17 protein-coding genes are annotated in these 16,870 nt (G+C 68.4%); 11 read left to right on the plus strand and 6 right to left on the minus strand.

The features are described from left to right. Together ACFFNX_RS20285 and ACFFNX_RS20290 are read right to left on the minus strand one after the other, a co-directional pair. Window positions 1-323, minus strand: a 323-nt coding sequence (locus ACFFNX_RS20285; RefSeq protein WP_378204290.1) for a hypothetical protein, incomplete at its 3' end; no start/stop codon positions are given. After that, entirely contained in the window at window positions 320-1,618 is a 1,299-nt protein-coding gene (locus tag ACFFNX_RS20290; protein ID WP_378204293.1) for an MFS transporter, read from the minus strand. The genes ACFFNX_RS20285 and ACFFNX_RS20290, both read right to left, overlap by 4 nt. Window positions 1,619-1,964: 346 nt before the next feature. Between ACFFNX_RS20290 and ACFFNX_RS20295 the strand changes: the two genes are divergently transcribed. The 10 genes from ACFFNX_RS20295 (at window position 1,965) to ACFFNX_RS20340 (ending at window position 10,749) form a co-directional block, all read left to right on the plus strand. Next, the gene (locus ACFFNX_RS20295) at window positions 1,965-2,855 is read left to right on the plus strand and encodes a DUF6282 family protein (protein ID WP_378204296.1); all 891 of its coding nucleotides are present in this window, start codon (window positions 1,965-1,967) and stop codon (window positions 2,853-2,855) included. Between the two features lie 19 nt (window positions 2,856-2,874). Next, entirely contained in the window at window positions 2,875-3,783 is a 909-nt protein-coding gene (locus ACFFNX_RS20300; RefSeq protein ID WP_378204299.1) for a cupin domain-containing protein, read from the plus strand. Then, the gene (locus ACFFNX_RS20305; RefSeq protein WP_378204302.1) at window positions 3,780-4,574 is read left to right on the plus strand and encodes an HpcH/HpaI aldolase family protein; all 795 of its coding nucleotides are present in this window, start codon (window positions 3,780-3,782) and stop codon (window positions 4,572-4,574) included. The genes ACFFNX_RS20300 and ACFFNX_RS20305 overlap by 4 nt, the downstream gene beginning before the upstream one ends. Next, window positions 4,571-5,452: an LLM class flavin-dependent oxidoreductase gene (locus ACFFNX_RS20310; protein WP_378204305.1), complete on the plus strand. Its 882-nt coding sequence runs from the start codon at window positions 4,571-4,573 to the stop codon at window positions 5,450-5,452. Before ACFFNX_RS20305 ends, ACFFNX_RS20310 begins: the two co-directional genes overlap by 4 nt. Then, window positions 5,452-6,387, plus strand: coding sequence for a 3,5-dioxohexanoate:acetyl-CoA acetone transferase (gene kce, locus ACFFNX_RS20315; RefSeq protein ID WP_378204309.1), 936 nt, complete (start codon window positions 5,452-5,454; stop codon window positions 6,385-6,387). Before ACFFNX_RS20310 ends, kce begins: the two co-directional genes overlap by 1 nt. Continuing rightward, entirely contained in the window at window positions 6,384-7,142 is a 759-nt protein-coding gene (locus tag ACFFNX_RS20320; RefSeq protein ID WP_378204312.1) for an SDR family NAD(P)-dependent oxidoreductase, read from the plus strand. The genes kce and ACFFNX_RS20320 overlap by 4 nt, the downstream gene beginning before the upstream one ends. 647 nt (window positions 7,143-7,789) lie before the next feature. Further along, on the plus strand, window positions 7,790-8,218 hold the full coding sequence (locus ACFFNX_RS20325; protein WP_378204315.1) for an NUDIX domain-containing protein: 429 nt from the start codon (window positions 7,790-7,792) through the stop codon (window positions 8,216-8,218). 6 nt (window positions 8,219-8,224) lie between these two features. Beyond that, a complete protein-coding gene (locus tag ACFFNX_RS20330; RefSeq protein ID WP_378204318.1) occupies window positions 8,225-8,848 on the plus strand; it encodes a cytidylate kinase family protein in 624 nt (207 codons plus the stop codon). Window positions 8,849-8,981: 133 nt separating this feature from the next. Beyond that, window positions 8,982-9,479 (plus strand): hypothetical protein, encoded by a 498-nt coding sequence (locus ACFFNX_RS20335; protein WP_378204320.1) that lies wholly within the window; start codon window positions 8,982-8,984, stop codon window positions 9,477-9,479. Window positions 9,480-9,486: 7 nt separating this feature from the next. Continuing rightward, window positions 9,487-10,749 carry a hypothetical protein gene (locus tag ACFFNX_RS20340; RefSeq protein ID WP_378204323.1) on the plus strand — a complete coding sequence of 421 codons (1,263 nt, stop codon included), beginning with the start codon at window positions 9,487-9,489 and terminating at the stop codon, window positions 10,747-10,749. 8 nt (window positions 10,750-10,757) lie between these two features. Here the strand turns inward: ACFFNX_RS20340 and ACFFNX_RS20345 are convergent, their stop codons facing one another. Then, the gene (locus ACFFNX_RS20345) at window positions 10,758-11,156 is read right to left on the minus strand and encodes an HIT family protein (protein ID WP_378204326.1); all 399 of its coding nucleotides are present in this window, start codon (window positions 11,154-11,156) and stop codon (window positions 10,758-10,760) included. A gap of 451 nt (window positions 11,157-11,607) precedes the next feature. On the opposite strand from ACFFNX_RS20345, the gene ACFFNX_RS20350 reads away from it, so the two are divergent. After that, on the plus strand, window positions 11,608-13,146 hold the full coding sequence (locus ACFFNX_RS20350; RefSeq protein WP_378204329.1) for a restriction endonuclease: 1,539 nt from the start codon (window positions 11,608-11,610) through the stop codon (window positions 13,144-13,146). 208 nt (window positions 13,147-13,354) lie between these two features. Here the strand turns inward: ACFFNX_RS20350 and ACFFNX_RS20355 are convergent, their stop codons facing one another. The 3 genes from ACFFNX_RS20355 to ACFFNX_RS20365 form a co-directional block, all read right to left on the minus strand. Next, window positions 13,355-14,194 (minus strand): uroporphyrinogen-III synthase, encoded by an 840-nt coding sequence (locus ACFFNX_RS20355; protein WP_378204333.1) that lies wholly within the window; start codon window positions 14,192-14,194, stop codon window positions 13,355-13,357. Window positions 14,195-14,353: 159 nt separating this feature from the next. After that, window positions 14,354-16,495, minus strand: a complete 2,142-nt coding sequence (locus tag ACFFNX_RS20360) for an FUSC family protein (protein WP_378204336.1) — start codon at window positions 16,493-16,495, stop codon at window positions 14,354-14,356. Window positions 16,496-16,562: 67 nt separating this feature from the next. Beyond that, window positions 16,563-16,870, minus strand: a 308-nt coding sequence (locus ACFFNX_RS20365; RefSeq protein WP_378204339.1) for a hypothetical protein, incomplete at its 5' end; no start/stop codon positions are given.

Consider the following 16,870-nt stretch of genomic DNA (forward strand, 5'->3'; position numbering starts at 1 on the left):
ACCTCCTCGGCGCCGGCGTCCAGGACCGCGAGCCAGTCGTCCAGGTCCACCTGGGCGAGCCCGGACCGGTTCAGCAGGCCGTCCCCGCGCCGCGCGCCGCCGGCGGCCCGTACCCGGCCGTCGGCGGAGACGAAGGCGTAGTCCGCGATGTCCAGCTGTCGCCGGGCGGCGGCGTTCTCGTTGACCGACTTCGCCACCACCGCGCCGGCGCCCGCGTCGACGCAGGTGATCAGCCCGTCGAGCGTCATGGTCAGCTCGGACGAGCCGACCCACACCGGATTGGCGGTGACCAGGCCACCGACCGTCGCCGCCCGGTCGGTCACGACAACGCCGGGATCGTGTCGTCCTCCGCCATGTCGACGTCCTTGGTCTCCGGGCCGAGGAAGCCGCCGAGGCTGATCAGCACGCCGGCGAGCGCGATCAGGATGGCCGGGGCGAGGTGAGCCGAGACGACGCCGTCGAACTGCCGCAGGTAGAACTGATAGAACGCCGGCGCGATGAGCGCGAGGCTGTAGCCGACGCCGTACCCGGTGGACCGGATGCTCGCCGGGAACCGCTCGGTCAGGTACGCGGCGATCGGGCCGAACGTGCCGACGGTGAAGATGCCGATCAGGATGCCCCAGCCGAGCGCCGCGCCGAGGCCACCGCCTGAGACCATCAGCAGCGAGTACGAACCGGCGCCCACCACCAGCACCGACAGGCCGTAGCCGATGTAGAACCGCCGCCGCCCGATGCGCTGGGACAGCAGGCCGAAGAGGGGATAGGACAGCGCGGCGGACGCGTTGATCACAAGCATGCTCAGCGTGACCTGCTTGCTCGACAGCAGAAGGTGCGCCTTCAGCTGCGCGGGTGTCACGGCGGCCTCCATGTTGGTCGCCAGCCACGTGCCGGTCATCAGCACGAACACCTGGGCCAGCGCCTTCGGGTACCGCACCAGCAGCCGTACGAACGGCAGTTTGTGCCGCTCGCCGGTCAGCTCCGCCGGCGGCTCGTGCACCTGCTTGAGGTAGTAGCGGAAGAGCACGGCCGACAGCAGCGCGCCGACCAGGAACGGCACCCGCCAGCCCCACTGCACATAGCCGCTGTGCAGTCCGGCGGAGGGCAGCAGCTGCAGCATCAGCAGCGTGATCGCGGCGATCACCACGTACGCGCCGGGGGAGGTCGAGGTGATGATCGAGGCGTAGAGGCCGCGCTTGTGCCGTGGGCTCCACTCCATCGCCAGCGGGACCGCGGTGGTGTACTCGCCGCCGAGGAAGATCCCGTCCACGAACCGCAGCGCGATCAGCAGGCCGACCGACCACGTTCCGATCGTCTCGTGGCCCGGCAGGCACGCGGTCGCCAGGGTGATGGTGCCGAAGCCGCCGACCGCGACCAGTGTCGTGCGCTTGCGCCCGACCGTGTCGGCGAAGTGACCGAAGATCAGCGCGCCGAGCGGGCGGCCGATGAGCGTCGAGGCGAACACCAGCGACGACAGCAGGGCGGTCGTGCTCGCGCTCAGGGACGCCGACTGGAAGTAGACCGTCGCCGGTGCCAGTACGACGATCGGCAGGTAGATGTCGAACTGGTCGACGAAGTAGGCGAGGGCCCCGCCGCGCACGGCGGCGCGCACCTTGGTCATGTCCGGACCGTGCGACGGGGGCGGGGGAGAGGCGGCCAACGCCTCCGACTGCGGTACTGGCGCCTGGCGCGGTGTGGACATCGTCGCCTCCGAGGGGTCGGCTGCCGACTACCCGCGGCTCGTGATCCACCTCAACCGGTGATATCGAACCGCGTGTTCACCAAGTGAACGGCTTATCACTGTAGACATGTGACTTATGCAACACAAGAGGGTGATATGGGTTGACATGCGGTCTTATAGTGAACAGTGACTTCATAATGCGAACGAAGGAGCGATCCGTGACCGGGCGAAGCGAGGAAATCAACAGCGCGCGCCCGCGGTCACCCGCTCCGACGAAGGAGGACTCATGAGCCGGCGTCCCGCCATCGCCTCCGTCCTGGACGGCCTGGTCGACATGCATGTCCACTCCGGGCCCAGCCCGTTTCCCCGCCGCTTCGACCACGTCGAGGCCGCGCAGGACGGAGCCCGGATCGGGATGCGCGCCATGGTCGCGAAGTCCCACCACCACAACACTCAGATGGACATCCTGGCGATGAGGGGGCGTTTCGCCGACGTCGCCGCCACGGCCTACGGCGGCATCGCGCTCAACAGCACCGTCGGCGGGCTCAACGTGCACGCCGTGCGCATGTGCCTGCGCATGGGCGGCAAGGTCGTCTGGTTCCCGACCATCTCCTCGGGCCGGCACATCGAGTGCCACCCCGAGGACGGGGCGTTCCCGACCACCACCGTGCCCCTGACCCTGGAGCGCATCGACATCGTCGACGCGGACGGCGCGCTGAAGCCCGAGGTGATCGAGATCCTCGACGAGATCAAGGAGCAGGAGGCCGTCGTCAACGGCGGCCACATGTATCCCGCCTACATCCGCACGCTGTTCCAGGCCGCGAAGGAGCGGGGGATGACGCGGATGGTCGTCAGCCACCCCGACTTCGTGATCGGCGCCGAACCCGGCCTCTGCCGCGAGCTCGTCGAACTCGGCGCGTTCGTCGAGCACGAGATCGGCATGTACGACCCCGAGGGAACCCAGAAGTGGGACCCGAAGCAGCTGCTGACCTGGATCGAGACGCTCGGTCCCGAGCACACGGTGCTGGCCTCGGACTTCGGGCAGGCGGCCAACCCGAAACCGGTGGACGCGTGGATGCGGGTGGCCACGGCGCTCCTCGACCTCGGCCTGCCGGAGAAGGACCTGCGGCGCATGGTCCGCGACAACCCGACCTACCTGCTCAACCTCGACGCCTGAGCGAAAGGACATCACCACCGTGTACGAGAAGGATGACCCCCGTTCCTCGCTCGCGACGGCGACCGCGCCGCGGCCGGACAGTGGTGAGGCGATCGCGGCCCCGCAGTACTTCGACTTCCGCCGGCTCGCGTCGCCGGACGCCGAGACGCCGGACGGGCGCACCGCGATCGTCCGCGGTCAGAACGTCATCCTGGTGCGCACCGACGCGCGTGCCGGCGACGACCTCGACAACGGGACGCTCGACGGCGAACTGGCCGTGGTGGTCACCGGTGACTCTCCCGCCTTCTCGGTGGTCACCCGCGACGGCACCATGTTGATCGACGCGCCCGGGCTCGTCGTGGTCCCGCCCGGCGCCTCGCGGATCGGCGTGCACGGCGACGGCCCGCTCATCCGCCTGATCGAGGCCACCGAGCCCGCGTGGCGGGACCGGGCCGCCAACGCCGACGCGTACGCGGAGGACCACCCGCGCGTGGCGCTGCTCCAGCGGTGGCCGGAACCCCCCGGCGGCCCGGCGGTGCGGTACTACCGGCTCGCGGACGTGCCGGACGACCCGGCCCGGTTCGGCCGCATCTTCCGTACCCGCTCGTTCATGGTCAACTTCCTGCCGGAGGTCACCGGCCCGCGCGACCCGCACAAGCTCTCACCGCACACGCACGACGACTTCGAACAGCTGTCCCTGGCCGTGCGGGGCGAGTACGTCCACCACATCCGCACGCCCTGGCTGAGCGACAGCGCCCGGTGGCGCGACGACGACCACGTACGGATCGGCAGCCCGTCCGTCGCGATCATCCCGCCGCCGACCGTGCACACCTCCGCGGCCAATGCTCCGGGCGTGAACCAGCTGATCGACATCTTCAGCCCACCGCGTACGGACTTCTCCGCCAAGCCCGGCTGGGTGCTCAACGCCGACGACTACCCGATGCCGTGAGGACGCCGCGACGTACGGGCGCCGGGCTGTTCGCGCCGGACCGTGACACCACCCCGCTCGGCACCTGGTTGAAGATCGCTTCGGGTGAGCCGGTGGAGATCATGGCGTTCGCCGGGTTCGACTTCGTCGTGATCGACATGGAGCACGCGCCGCTCGACCTGCAGACCGCGTACCGGCTGATCAACTCGGCCGCGGCGCTGGGCATGGTGCCCCTGGTACGGGTGCCGGACACCACGGCGTCGACGATCCAGAAGATCCTCGACGCGGGCGCCATGGGCATCCTCGTGCCGCACGTCGACACGGTCCAGCAGGCCGCCGCCGTCGGGCAGGCGTGCCGGTTCCCGCCCCACGGCGTCCGCGGCGCGGGCGGCACCAGCCGCGCCGGAGCGTGGGGGCTGCGCCCGAACGCCGACTACCTCGCCACCGGCAACGACGACGTGCTGTGCATCCCGCAGCTCGAAAGCGTCGACGCGATCAAGGCCGCACCGGAGATACTCGCCCTCGACTCCATCGACGCCGTGTTCGTCGGCGCCGCGGATCTCTCGATGTCGATGGGCTCCACACCGGCCTCGCCCGACGTGCTCGAACTGATCGGCTCGGCCCTCGACGCCGCGCACGCCGCCGGCAAGAGGTGCGGACTCGCGTTCGGCGGCGTGCCCGAGCGGGCCGCGCGGGCGGTACGCGACGGGTGCGACTTCGTCCTGCTCGGCAACGACACGTCGATGCTGGCGGAGGCCGCGCGCGGGCTGGTCACGGCGTTCCGGGACGCAGAGTTCCGGGAAGCAGAGTGACGCTGTCCCTGCCGACGGCCGCGCTGTCGATCGCCGAGCTGGACGACCTCGACCACGAGGGTGTGGTGCGCTTCGTCCGCCTCCTGGAGGAGAGCGGCCACCGCATGGTCTGGATCCCCGAGGTCGCCGGGCGCGAGGCGTTCACGACCGCCGCCCTCGTGCTCGGCTCGACGCAGCGGATGATCGTCGGCAACGGCGTCGCCCGCGCGCTCGAACGCGTACCGAAATCCGCCGCGTCCGCGGCGCGGGATCTCGCCGCCGGCCACCCCGGGCGTTACGTGCTGGGCCTCGGAGTCAGCGGCGCGGTCCGCGAGCGCGGCATCGGCCCGCTGCCGTTCCTGCGCGAGTACCTCGACGGGATCGACGCGACGCTCGCGCGCCGTGGCGGCCCAGGCGTACCACGGGTGCTCGGCGCGTACTCGGCCGGGATCACCCGGTTGGCCGCCGAGCGCGCCGACGGGCTGATCACGTTCCTCGTCACACCGGAGCACACCCGCTGGGCACGCGAGACGATCGGGCCGGACCTGTTCCTGTCGGTCGTCCAGTGGGCGGTGGTCGGCCGTGACCGCGCCGCGGCCCGCGACGTCGCGCGCCGACGCCTTGCCTACTACCTGACGCTGCCGCACCAGATCGCCAAGCTGACGCGGCTCGGGTTCACCGAGGCCGACCTCGCACCGCCCGGGTCCGACCGGCTCATCGACGCCCTTGTCGCCTGCGGCACACCGGAGCAGGTGCGCCGGGCGTTGCGGGAGCAGTACGACGCGGGCGCCACGCAGGTCGCCGTCAGCCTGGTCGGCCCGCTCGACGAGGCGAAGCTCGACGCCTACCGGGCGCTCGCACCGCGGCCGAGGGGAGCCATCATGGAGAGGACCAGCTGATGCGTACGGCAGAGAAGGTCATCATCACCACGGCGGTGACGGGCTCGGTCAACGTACCGTCCCAGAGCCCCCACCTCCCGTTGTCCGCCTCGCAGGTGTCGGAGGCGGCACTGGAGGCGATCGAGGCCGGCTCGGCCATCGTGCACCTGCACGCCCGGCGGCCGGACGGCCGGCCGACGTTCTCGCCCGAGGTCTTCGAGCAGATCATCGAGCCCATCACGGCGAACACCGACGCCGTCATCAACATCACCACCGGCGGCTCGTCGGCGATGACGATGGACGAGCGCCTGGCGGCCGCCATGCGGCTCCGGCCCGAGCTCGCGTCGATGAACATGGGCACGATGAACTTCGTGTACGCGGGGATCGCCGACAAGGTGACCGAGTGGAGATACGACTGGGAGGAGCCCTACGTGCGGGCCACCTACTCCCAGCCGTTCATGAACACCTTCGACAGGATCGAGCACGCCCTGCGGACGCTCGGGGAGTTCGGCACCCGGTTCGAGTACGAGTGCTACGACATCGGGCACCTGTACTCACTCGCCTACTTCGTCGACAAGGGCCTGGCCAAGCCGCCGCTGCTGATCCAGGGCGTGTTCGGCATCCTCGGCGGCATCGGCGCCGACCACGAGAACCTGGAACACATGGTGCGGATCGCCGACAAGCTCTTCGGCGACGACTACTCCTTCTCCGCCTTCGCCGCCGGCCGCGACCAGATCAGCTTCGGCACCCACAGCGCGTGGCTCGGCGGCCACGTACGGGTGGGCCTGGAGGACAGTCTGTGGATCGGCAAGGGGCGCCTCGCGGAGAGCAACGCCCAGCAGGTCAGGAAGATCCGGGCCGTCATCGAGGACCTGGGCAAACAGATCGCCACACCAGCCGATGCCCGCGCGACGCTCGCGCTCCGGGGCATCGCGGACAGGAGCCGGGTTTCATGACCACGTTGCCGCTCGCCGGCAAAGTCATCGTCCTCGTCGGCGCCAGCACGGGCATCGGAGCCGACGCCGCACGCGTACTCGCCGAGGACGGCGCCGCCCTCATGCTCGTCGCCCGCACCGAGGAACCACTGGCCGAGCTCACCAAGGAACTCACCGCGGCGGGACACGATGTGGCGTACACGACCGGCGACGTCGCGAAGCCCGCGGACGTCGCCGCCTTCGTCGACGCCACCGTGACCCGCTTCGGCCGCCTGGACGGCGCGTACAACAACGCCGCGATGGGCGGGGCCGGCCGCCTCGACGCCGTCTCCGAATCGGACTTCGACCAGATCATGGCCGTGAACGTGAAGGGCACCTGGCTGTGCATCCGGGAGGAGGTGCGCGTGATGGAGCGACAGGGCTTCGGCTCGATCGTCAACGTGAGCAGCATCGGCGGCCTCCGAGGCAGCTCGGGAATGGGCGCCTACCAGGCAACGAAACACGCGGTCATCGGCCTGACCCGCACGGCGGCCCACGACTTCGGCCCCCTCGGCATCCGCGTGAACGTGATAGCCCCGGGCCCGACCGAATCCCCGATGCTCACCGAACTACGCCGCACGATCCCCGGCGGCGTGGAGGCCCGAATCGCCGCCACCCCACTACGCAAGGCCGGGACGGGAGCGGAGGTCGGAGCGACCGCGGCGTTCCTGCTGAGCGACCGAGCGAGCCACATCAGCGGCGTCGTCCTACCGGTCGACGGAGGCTTCCTCGCCTGAACGGTCCGGCGCCACCGGAACTCTCCGGCTGCCCGCGCGCGTGCACTTCGGTTACGTCGGGTTTCGCGAATTACCAATACGGTCGTTAGTAAGTGACTATTCGAGGCGGTCGGGATGTGGCTCGGCGCGGGGGCGGAGAATCTGTCCTCAAGGTCGCGAACTCGGTGGTGCCGGGACGGCCCAGCCGGGCGGGGTGGATGAGGTCAGGTCAGAGGAACGGCTGGGCGAGGCTCGTAGGAGGCTGTGGGACATCGCCCACAGGATTGGTCAGGTGGCTCTTGTACTGCTGATCGTCGCCGACCCCACGAGGCGCATGCCGCAGATCCTCGCATTGAGGTCGATTCGATCATACTGCGGACAGTCACATATAAACGGATATATAACCCGCGCTGGTTCGCTGTGCCGCGAGAGTGTAGGTGTCCGTCACGTCGGAAAATGGCACGTGGGTTTGGGTGCTGCACGGTTCATCGCCGATGGATAGGCTGACCGAAATTAGATTTTGGTCAGCCCAATTTGGATTACTTCTGTCTGTGGCCTCACTCTTCTTAGGGTCATGTGTAATAATGCCCTCCAAGAATTAATGTCTAATACTGCTATTTTCTTGTGTCCAGAGTGACTGCTGCTTCCTGTCCTGGCTCGGAGAAATGATGGCCCGTATAGAGTTTGCACAAAAAGCGGTAGTGACCAACGGTGAAAACTATCTTTTGGTGCGGAAGTCTTTTGCGGATCCCTATAATGCAGGGAAGTGGGAGTTTCCCGGCGGCCGGATGAAGGCAGAGGAAGACCTCGACCGGCATGTCCGTCGCGAGGTGCTGGAGGAGACGGGTCTTCTGGTCGAGCCGGGACGCATCATCGACATGTGGTCCTGGGAGATGCTGTGGAAGGGGCAACCGGTCAGAGTTGTCGCCGTGTCCAGATTTTGCCATCTGCTCGACGCGACTCCCGGGGCGCCTCAGCGTGAGGAAGATGACTACATCGACGCTCAGGCGTGGTACTCGAAGAATGAGCTTCTCGGGCTCGATGTAATCGAGTCGCAGCGGACGACGCTGAAGCTGATAACCGAGGACCGAAGCTGAGAGCGTATGGCCCCTTCCCGGATCGTCATGGTCTCTGGATTCACCGCAGCGGGGAAGACGACGCATTCTCGCCTGCTGGCGACCGCGCTGGGCTGGCGCTATGTCAGTATGTCCCGGATAAGAAGGTCGTACGTCGTCGGGTCCTCCTCGTCCGAAGAAGAATGGATACCGGAAGGCGATCGCCTGCGATCGGCGAACACCGCGCTCGACCATGAAATGGACCGTCGTCTGGCGGAGTTGGTCGAGAGTTCGGATGAGCCGGTCGTGGTCGACGCCTGGCTTCAGCCGTGGCTCTGCGAGTCAAAAAACGCCGTACGGGTCTGGCTGCACTCCGACTTCTCCTCCCGGCTGCTCAAGGCACAGGTCAGCCGTCTGCGATCCGGCCTGCGGCCGTCACCCGTCATCCGGACGACGATCGCGGACAAAGACGCTTTCTCAGTCGAGCACTTTCGTCGGCTGTACGGCATCGAGTTCGGTCCCGACCCGGACATATTCGATCTTCGGCTGGACAACTCGGAGTGGATCGGCGAGGCGACGATCCGGGCGAGCGACGAGGGAATCAGCCGCTTCGCTCCGATCTTCAATATGCATGTCGACGCAATCCTTCAGGCGGGGAAAGATGGTACCTGAGCCCGATTTAGCGTGCTTCCTCTGCCGAGCCTCGACCGGTGCCACCGACATCCCCTGGCCGGATCGGCCGTTATGGCTGGATCCCCGTTTTGGTGTGCTCCTGCCGGGGTTGGGGGGGTTATCGGTCGGCTACATGCTGCTGGCCCCCATCGAGCACCACCCGAACCTCGCAGCGGTCGCGCTGCACGGCGGTGGTGAGGCGAACGGCTTCACGGGCTTCGTCGAGATGGTGCTGACCTACCTGCGCGCCAAAATGGGCGATCTTACCTACTGGGAACACGGCGGCACCGCCCATGCCGGCGTCCGTGGCTCCGCCTGCATCGAGCACGCGCATCTCCACATCGTCCCGGCTAAACTCGACCTTCCGTTACCCCCCGACCACGCGGACCATCCGGCGATCGGCAGTGCCCTGGCGGCGCTGGCCGGCGGCTCCGAGGTGAAAGACGGTTATCTGTTGATGGGACGCTCGCCAGGCCGATGCTTCACCGGCCCCGATGTCGGTATCTCGCAGTACTACCGGCGTGAGTGGGCTCGCCTCCTGGGCCGGGCCGACGAGTGGGACTACCTCGTGAGCGAAGACCCGGCGCTCACGAGGAAGACCATCGCCGCCTTCTTCTCCCGGCAGGCCTGAGCAGCTCGTGCCTGCCGTACGTCTCCCCGCCGAGACCTATTACGTCTCTGTGGACAAGTCCGTCGTCCAGGGTGCGATGGCGAAGATCGAGGAGCGTTTCCGTGACCTCCTGGAGAACGGAGCACAGGCCAACGGGCTGCCCGAAGGGTGTTACGCGGCCGGGCAATATCTCATCCCGGACAGCATCGACCAACGTGGCCTGTACGGCACCTCGGCTGCTCTCCTCGCGCTCGCCAGGAGCGCGCCGAGCCCCAGCCGGATACGGCTCATCGAAGGGATCAACCGCTACATCGTCGGCCGTCGCAAGATCGAGATCGCCCTGGTCCGCTCGGAGGAGGCCACGTCGGCGCTGACCACGCGGCTGGCCGTGGAATGGCGTACGGCGTTCAAGTGCGCCGAGCTGCTCTACGCGCTTTCGGCGGCCCCCGCCGCGGCGGTCGGACGGGAAGAGCTCCTCAACAAGGTGCTCGGCACGATCCGAGAGGCCAGATTCGCGACCGGCGGATGGGCGGCCGACCTGGATCTGCGGCAGAAGGTCGACCCGCTTGCCACCGCGAGCATCGTCCGGGCACTCAACGCCGCGGGGATTCCCGTCGATGCGACCGACCTCGAACTCGTTCGGCGCCATGCCTATGACGAGCGGAACGTCACCGGCTATGTTCGCGTCTTCTGCCTCCTCGTCCTCCTGGAGATCGACGGCCGAGACGAGGAGCTCGACAGGCTCTGGAAGAAGCTGCTGGACGAGCTGACGCCTGGGCTGCGTGAGCGTACGGAGGCGAACTACGAGTTCACGCTGAGCAACCACTACCACTACGTCCGCGTTCCCTGGCAGCTCTACCTCCTGTCGTGCGCGGCTCTGATCAGCCCCCTGAAGATCATCTTTAATCGGCACATCCGTACGGTCCTGCTGGACGGCATCGCCGCTGTGAACTCCACCGAGGGCTTCGTCTACGCATCCTCCGGTCACATGAGATCGACCCGGACGTACGGCATCCTCATGGACACTCTTTGGAGGGTCGACCAGACGCTGGGTACGTCCCGGTACCTTGCTCCGCTCTCCGCGCTGGCGAACTGGAGTATTCGCGTCCTGTACTCCCGCATCACCACATGGTTCGCCCTGAGCGCCGCCGTCGTGGTCGGCGGACTGTCCCTGTGGTCCTGGCTGTTCGACGAACAGACACGTCCGCTCAGCGCGGTCGGCCCCAACCTCTTCACGTCGGGACTGCTGGCCGTGGTCGGGCTGCTGTTGCGGCGACTGCGGCGGCGGTGACCGAAGGCTCAGTAGGACATCTCTCCAGGGATGACTCCGCGTACCCCGCCACGCGGATCCGGCGTGTCGCCGAACCGCCGTGGGATGAGGTGGATGTGGGCATGGGGGATCGTTTGTCCGGCCGCCGGACCGCAGTTCATCCCGATGTTGAATCCGGCGATGCTCGGATCGTCGTTCCGCAGGCGCTCGCGCAGATCACGAAGCACCCGGTGGGCCTGTCGGACCTCCTGTTCGGTCATCTCGAAGTAGTCCGTGACGTGCCTGATCGGAACCACCAGATGATGTCCCGGCGTGACAGGACTCGTGTCCGCGATCACGGTGACGATCCGGCCGGTGGGCAGATCGGTGGCGTCCGCTGCCATGAGCTCGCAGAAGGCGCATCGTGCGAGCGTCGCTTTCTTCGGCATTTCGGCACTCCCTGGTTCCATGCTGTCTGCCATGTTGCCGCCGTAAGCCGTCGCTCGTTCGCTGACCCGTACTCGCGGATCGTTCGATAGCGAACCTCATGGGCCGGACGCCCCCGCTGGTCCACTATCAGGGTGGGCTTCCCAAGCGCCGAGGAGATCGCGAGCGGGATTCCGGTCAATCACAGACGCACTGGAAACGGGTCTCGTCGTCGCCGGTCGCCAGAGTCCTGCCGCCGGGCGTGAATCATCGCTGACCGGTATCGGTCAGTGATCGCCACGCCATGAGTAACCCCGCGAGCCTACGGTCACATTTTGTAGCTGCTCGATAAGAGCGGGTCGAGGCCGACGGGGCAGAGAGGGGCTCATGGCGAAGCGGCGGGGAGTTTGGGCGGATCTGCAACGGGAGCGGGCACGTAGACAGCGCTTGGAACAGCAAGCCCACCGTGCCGCCGTGCAAGCGGCGAAGAAGGCCGAGAGTGAACGCGAACAGGCACGGCGTGCGGCCGCAAGGCAGGCGGCCCAGAACGAGCGCGAACGGAAGCGGCTGTACATCGAAGAGCGCAAGGCGAAGGCCGCCGGCTTGGCCGCAGAGCTTCAGGCCGGGATCGAGGAGCTGGACTCGGTGCTTATCACCGGCGTCCAGCACCGCCCGGACATCTCCTTCGTTTCGTTGAAGCGAGCGTTCCGGCCCCCGCCGTTCGACACGGGAGGACTCGACCGACCGATACCTCGAGCGCAGTGGGTCCCGCCACGTCCGCCGGGCGTACTCGGAGGCCTGCTGGGAGGTCGCGCCCGGTACGAGCGCGAGGAGGCCGCAGCCCGTCAGGCGTTCGAGCGCGAGCGCGCCCGGCACGCCGCCGCCGAAGCCGATCGCCTCCGGCTGTTGAAAGAACGACGCCTTGCCTATGACCAGTGGGCGGCCACGGAATCCGAGGCCGTCCGCCGTCACAACGTCGAGATCGATGACTTCGAACAGCAGGTCCGCGCCGGCGACTCTGATGCCGTCGCCCGGTTCTTCACCCTCGTCCTCGACTCCTCGCCCTACCCAGAGGGATTCCCGCACCGTACCCGTGCGATCTACCGGACCGAGCCCCGGGAACTGATCGTGGAGTACGAACTGCCGCCGCAGTCCGTGATTCCCGCCGAGCGTGACTACAAGTACGTACAGACTCGCGACGAGATCGACAAGATCGCGCGGTCGGCAAAAGAGATTAAGGACCGGTACGCCCGTCTCATCGCTCAGGTCGCACTGCGCACGCTGCACGAGGTCTTTGCCAGTGACCCGGCCGGTGTCATCAAGGTCGCGTCGTTCAACGGCCATGTCTCAACCACCGACCCCGCGACCGGCCGGCCCGTCCGTCCGTGCCTGATCAGTGTCAGCGCGGAAAGGGAGTTGTTCTCCACCTTTGTGCTCGCCGACGTCGACCCGGTCGCATGCCTCAAGAAGCTCAACGCGCTCGTGTCTCCGCACCCGTACGACCTGGAGGCAGTACGACCGGTCGTCGACTTCGAGGCGTTGCTGTCGCAGTACAAGTTCGTCGAGGGTATGGACGCAGTCGCCGGCCTCGACGCTCGCCTCGACCTGCTCGATATGACGCCGACCGAGTTCGAGCACCTGACCCGTCAACTCTTCGAGGCGATGGGCATGCAGTCATGGGTCACCCAGGCGTCCAAGGACGATGGCGTCGACGCCGTCGCCGTCAATGAGGACCCGGTCTTCGGCGGCCTATGCGTTATCCAGGCCAAGCGTTACCGCGGTGCCGTCGGAGTGGAGGCCGTACGAGCGCTGGCCGGCGTCATGGAGGATAAGCACGCCACCAAGGGCATCATGGTCACGACCTCATGGGTCACCAAAGAGGGTCACGCATTTGCCTCACGCCATGGTCGTATCCAGGTCATGGAGTGCGAAGAGATCAAGTACCTGTGTAAGGAACACCTCGCCCTCGATGTCTTGATCAGCCTCCCCAAGCCCCCACCCAAGCGACGCTGACCCGTTCTCAAAGAGTCATCGAGTAGCGGCGCAGGATTCGCCCCCCGCTCATTACGCTCTGGCCGATAGCCAGCGGGAAGAGCTGAGGAAGTTCCTGCGCAACGGCTACGGCGAAGGCCGCGAACCGGTCACCTTCGCCCGGTGCACCGGCCAAAATCCCGGATCGGGCCCACGCTGATCTTCGTCGCGACGAGGCCCGCTACGGAGCCTAAGCGCGGGTGGCCCACCAGCTCATCACCGCGCGGACCAGGGCGCCGGTGCTGTTGTCGGCCTCGATCGTGACGGCGTAGCCGGCGTCGCGGGCGCCTTCTCCCGTTACCGGGCCGACCGTGGCCACGGCGACCGGGCCGTTCAGTGCCTCGCGTACCCGGTCGCCGATTCCCGCCGTGTCCGCCAGCCTTGCCAGGCCGCGGGCCGCGCCCGGGGACGTGAAGGTGACCACGTCGAGGTCGCCGGCGACGGTCGCCTCGGCGAGTCGTGTGCCCGGGCCCGGGTCGTCCGGGGGGACCGAGACGTACGGGGCGAGCCTCTCCACGACCACTCCGTTCTCGAGGAGGCGCCCGTACGGGTCGCCGCCCGCGCCGTGTACCTGTACGGCGGCCACCTCGTCGGTGCGGACGTGTTCGGCGAGCCAGGTCTCGACCTGGGAATCGCGTTCGTCCGGCGCGATCCACACCGGGGTTATGCCCAGGCGCCTGAGGCCGCCGGCGGCCTTCTGGCCGCGGGCCACCACGGTCGCGTTCTCGAGTACCCGGACCAGGGCGTCACGGCGGCCGGTGCGTTCGGCGGCGGCGGCGAGCAGGCGCATGCCCATGCCGGTCGAGGCGGCGAACCACAGCGGTCGAAGCTCGACCATCCGGTCGATGGCCTCGGCGATCGTGTCGTCGTCGACCGGGCGGTCGCCGCCCAGCGTCGGGCCCTGCAGGACCTGTGCACCGCGGCGCTTGAACGCCGTGGCCAGCTCGGCGCCCTTGCGGGCGGCGGTCACACCCACCCGCGGCCCGGGCCGGGGCGGTGCCTCCTTCTCACTCGCCGGCTCGCCCTTCATACGTCCTCACATCAGGTCTGGGAGGTGCGGGCCACCTCGGGCCGGTCGTGGCCATGACGCCCTCAAGCCACCCCGCGCGGCGTCGACGGGCACCGCGTCTCCCCCCAGGTTACCGAGGCCGCGTGACGAGCCCGTGAGCGCATCGAACGCGTGGCCGCGCTACGGCCGCGGGGCCGCCTGCCGGGAGGGGATCCAGGTGGTCATGTCGCCGCCGGCGCGGAGGCCGTTCATCGCTCCGGCGAGGTCGTCGGCCAGGACGCGGAGCGTCCGTGCCCGCCCGCAGTGGGGGAGGGGCGCCGGAGGCCGCCTCAAAGGTGCGTACGGCGTGTCGATCCTGAGCGTGTAGTCGCCGGTCAGCCGGCGAAGGGGCATGGTCAGCGGGGCGACGACGTCGAAGTCCGGGACCGAGGAGTCCTCCATGGCCGCCGCCGTGGCCAGGGCCTTGGCGCGTACCGTGATCGCGCTGTACGAGGCGAGCCGGCGGGCCACCGGGGCGGTGTCGATCCCGGTGAGTGCGGCCCCGCCCCAGGGGTGGGTGGCCAGCGCGAGCTGGTGCATCCGCGCGTCGAGACGGCGGGCCGACATCAGCAGGTCCGTGCCGCAGCCCCGGCCGGCCGTCCTGTCACGTACCTCCTTCACGAGACTCACCAGGTCGCGGACGAACGCGTCGCGCGCGGCGGCCGTGGTGTTCCGGTTGTGCACCGGCAGGATCAGAACGGCGATGAGGGCCGCGACGCCGGCGCCGACGGCGGTCTCCTCGAGCCGGGTGAGGATCAGCGTGTCGGTGAACTCGCCCAGGGCGTTGTACAGCAGTCCCATCAGCGTGGTGATGGAGAAGGCGAGAATCCCGTAGGCGACGCGGAGGAAGTAGACGGCGAGGAGGACGCACACCGCCATGACCATCACCACGAGCGTGTCGTGGCCGCGGGTGAGGTGTACGGCCGCGATCGCCGTCACCACCCCCAGCGCCGTTCCCAGCACGCGGTGGGCGCCCTTGACCAGCGTCTCGCCGGAGGTGGCCGTGCCGGTCAGCACGATCAGGCAGGCGAGCATCGCCCAGTAGAAGCGCACGGGTGAGACCGGAATCGCGCACAGCAGCGTGAGCACGGAGGCCAGCCCGGCCTGGACGCACTGACGGCCGTTCAAGGACAGGCGCGGCCTCTTGACGCCGCCCGTCTCCAGTGCCTCGGCGGCGGTGCCGAGCGTGCCCGGCAGGTTTCCGGCGATCAGCTGGACGCCCGGCTCGAAGGCCGGCGTCGGCGGGCCGTCGCCCGTGGCGTGCCGGAGACCCGTGCGCGGTCCGAGGGCGTCGGACAGCCGGTCGGCCGCGTCCGCCAGGCTGGTCAGAGGGAGGCTGTCGCTCTGGCGGAGGCCGCGTCCGTCCAGCTCATGCGCGTGTTCGCGAGCGCGGTCCAGGTCCTGGGCGGCCAGCGCCCGGAGTGTGGCGGTGGAGGCCGAGCGCACCGGCTCCGGCAGTCCGGCCGAACCGGCCAGTGCGATCGTCGCCGTGGCGAGCTCTTCGACGGCGAGCTCCGTGGCCAGCAGGCAGGAGCGCAGCCGGTAGGCGTGATCTTGTTCCGCCGCCGCCGGGGAGGCCAGGTGGCCCTCGGCGATGAGGGCGGCCTCCAGCACGTAGAACCTGCGGGCGTGCAGCTCGCGTGCGTTCTTGGGGCCCGGGTCGGCGAGCAGGTCGGCGCACGTACGGGCCACCGCCGCGACCCGCAGGTCGAACGCGCGCAGCGCCGCGCTGAGCCTGGTCCGGGGGCGCTGGTACGCCACGCCGGCCATCAGGATGACGAGAATCGCCACCGCGGCCAGGAACACCAGGCTCAGGGGCAGGAGCTGATCCGGGCGGACCCGGGAGAACGTACCGAACATGTAGGCGAACCACCCCAGCAGCCCGTAATTCAGGCCACGGATGCCGAAGCGCCGCACATAGACCGCGACCACGGTCAGTACGACGAAACCCAGCCGCGACGCGAGGACGTGACCGCCGACCACCACGGCCAGTAGCACTCCGGCGAACGCGACGAACGGCATCCCGGCGGCGGTGATGACGGCGTCGACGCGGGGCCGGCCGGCGAGCAGGAACGAACCGTTCATGGCGATCATGCCACCGAGCAGCATGGCGACCAGGGACGGCAGCCCGACGGCCGGTCCGATCCAGTGTTCGGCGAGGGCCACGCACGCCACCGCGAGCGTGGCACGCCATGCGAGATGCCACCGTGTCAGTCCGGGATCGGCGGCGACCAGTCTGTCGATGGTGGTGCGGGCTCGCTGACCGGTCCACCCGGACGTCATCGTATGGCTCCTTACCGCGAGGGTGATAGGTACCAAATCCTATAGACGCTCCTTACAAGCGCATCGGTCAAGGTGCCTCACTCCAGCCCGGCACCGACGGATCGTTCAGCGCCTCCGCGAAGACCCCGGTGGCCAGGGCCTGTCTCAAAGTCCCGCTGTCCGGCTGCGCGGCGCCCAGGGGGCGCCTCGCCGCGTTGTCGTCGGTCGACAGCCAAACCAGGCTGACTCCCTCCTCCGCCTTGCGACGCGCCCCCTGGGCGCCGCTCGCTACGAACGGGGACTTTGAGACAGGCCCTAGCTGTACTGACCATGGAGGTTGGTGACGGCGACACGGATGGATGATCTTGAAGTAGGTGAGGGCCTTCTGGCTCGGTG

It is taken from the genome of Actinoallomurus acaciae (assembly GCF_042429965.1).
GTDB classification, from domain to species: domain Bacteria; phylum Actinomycetota; class Actinomycetes; order Streptosporangiales; family Streptosporangiaceae; genus Actinoallomurus; species Actinoallomurus acaciae.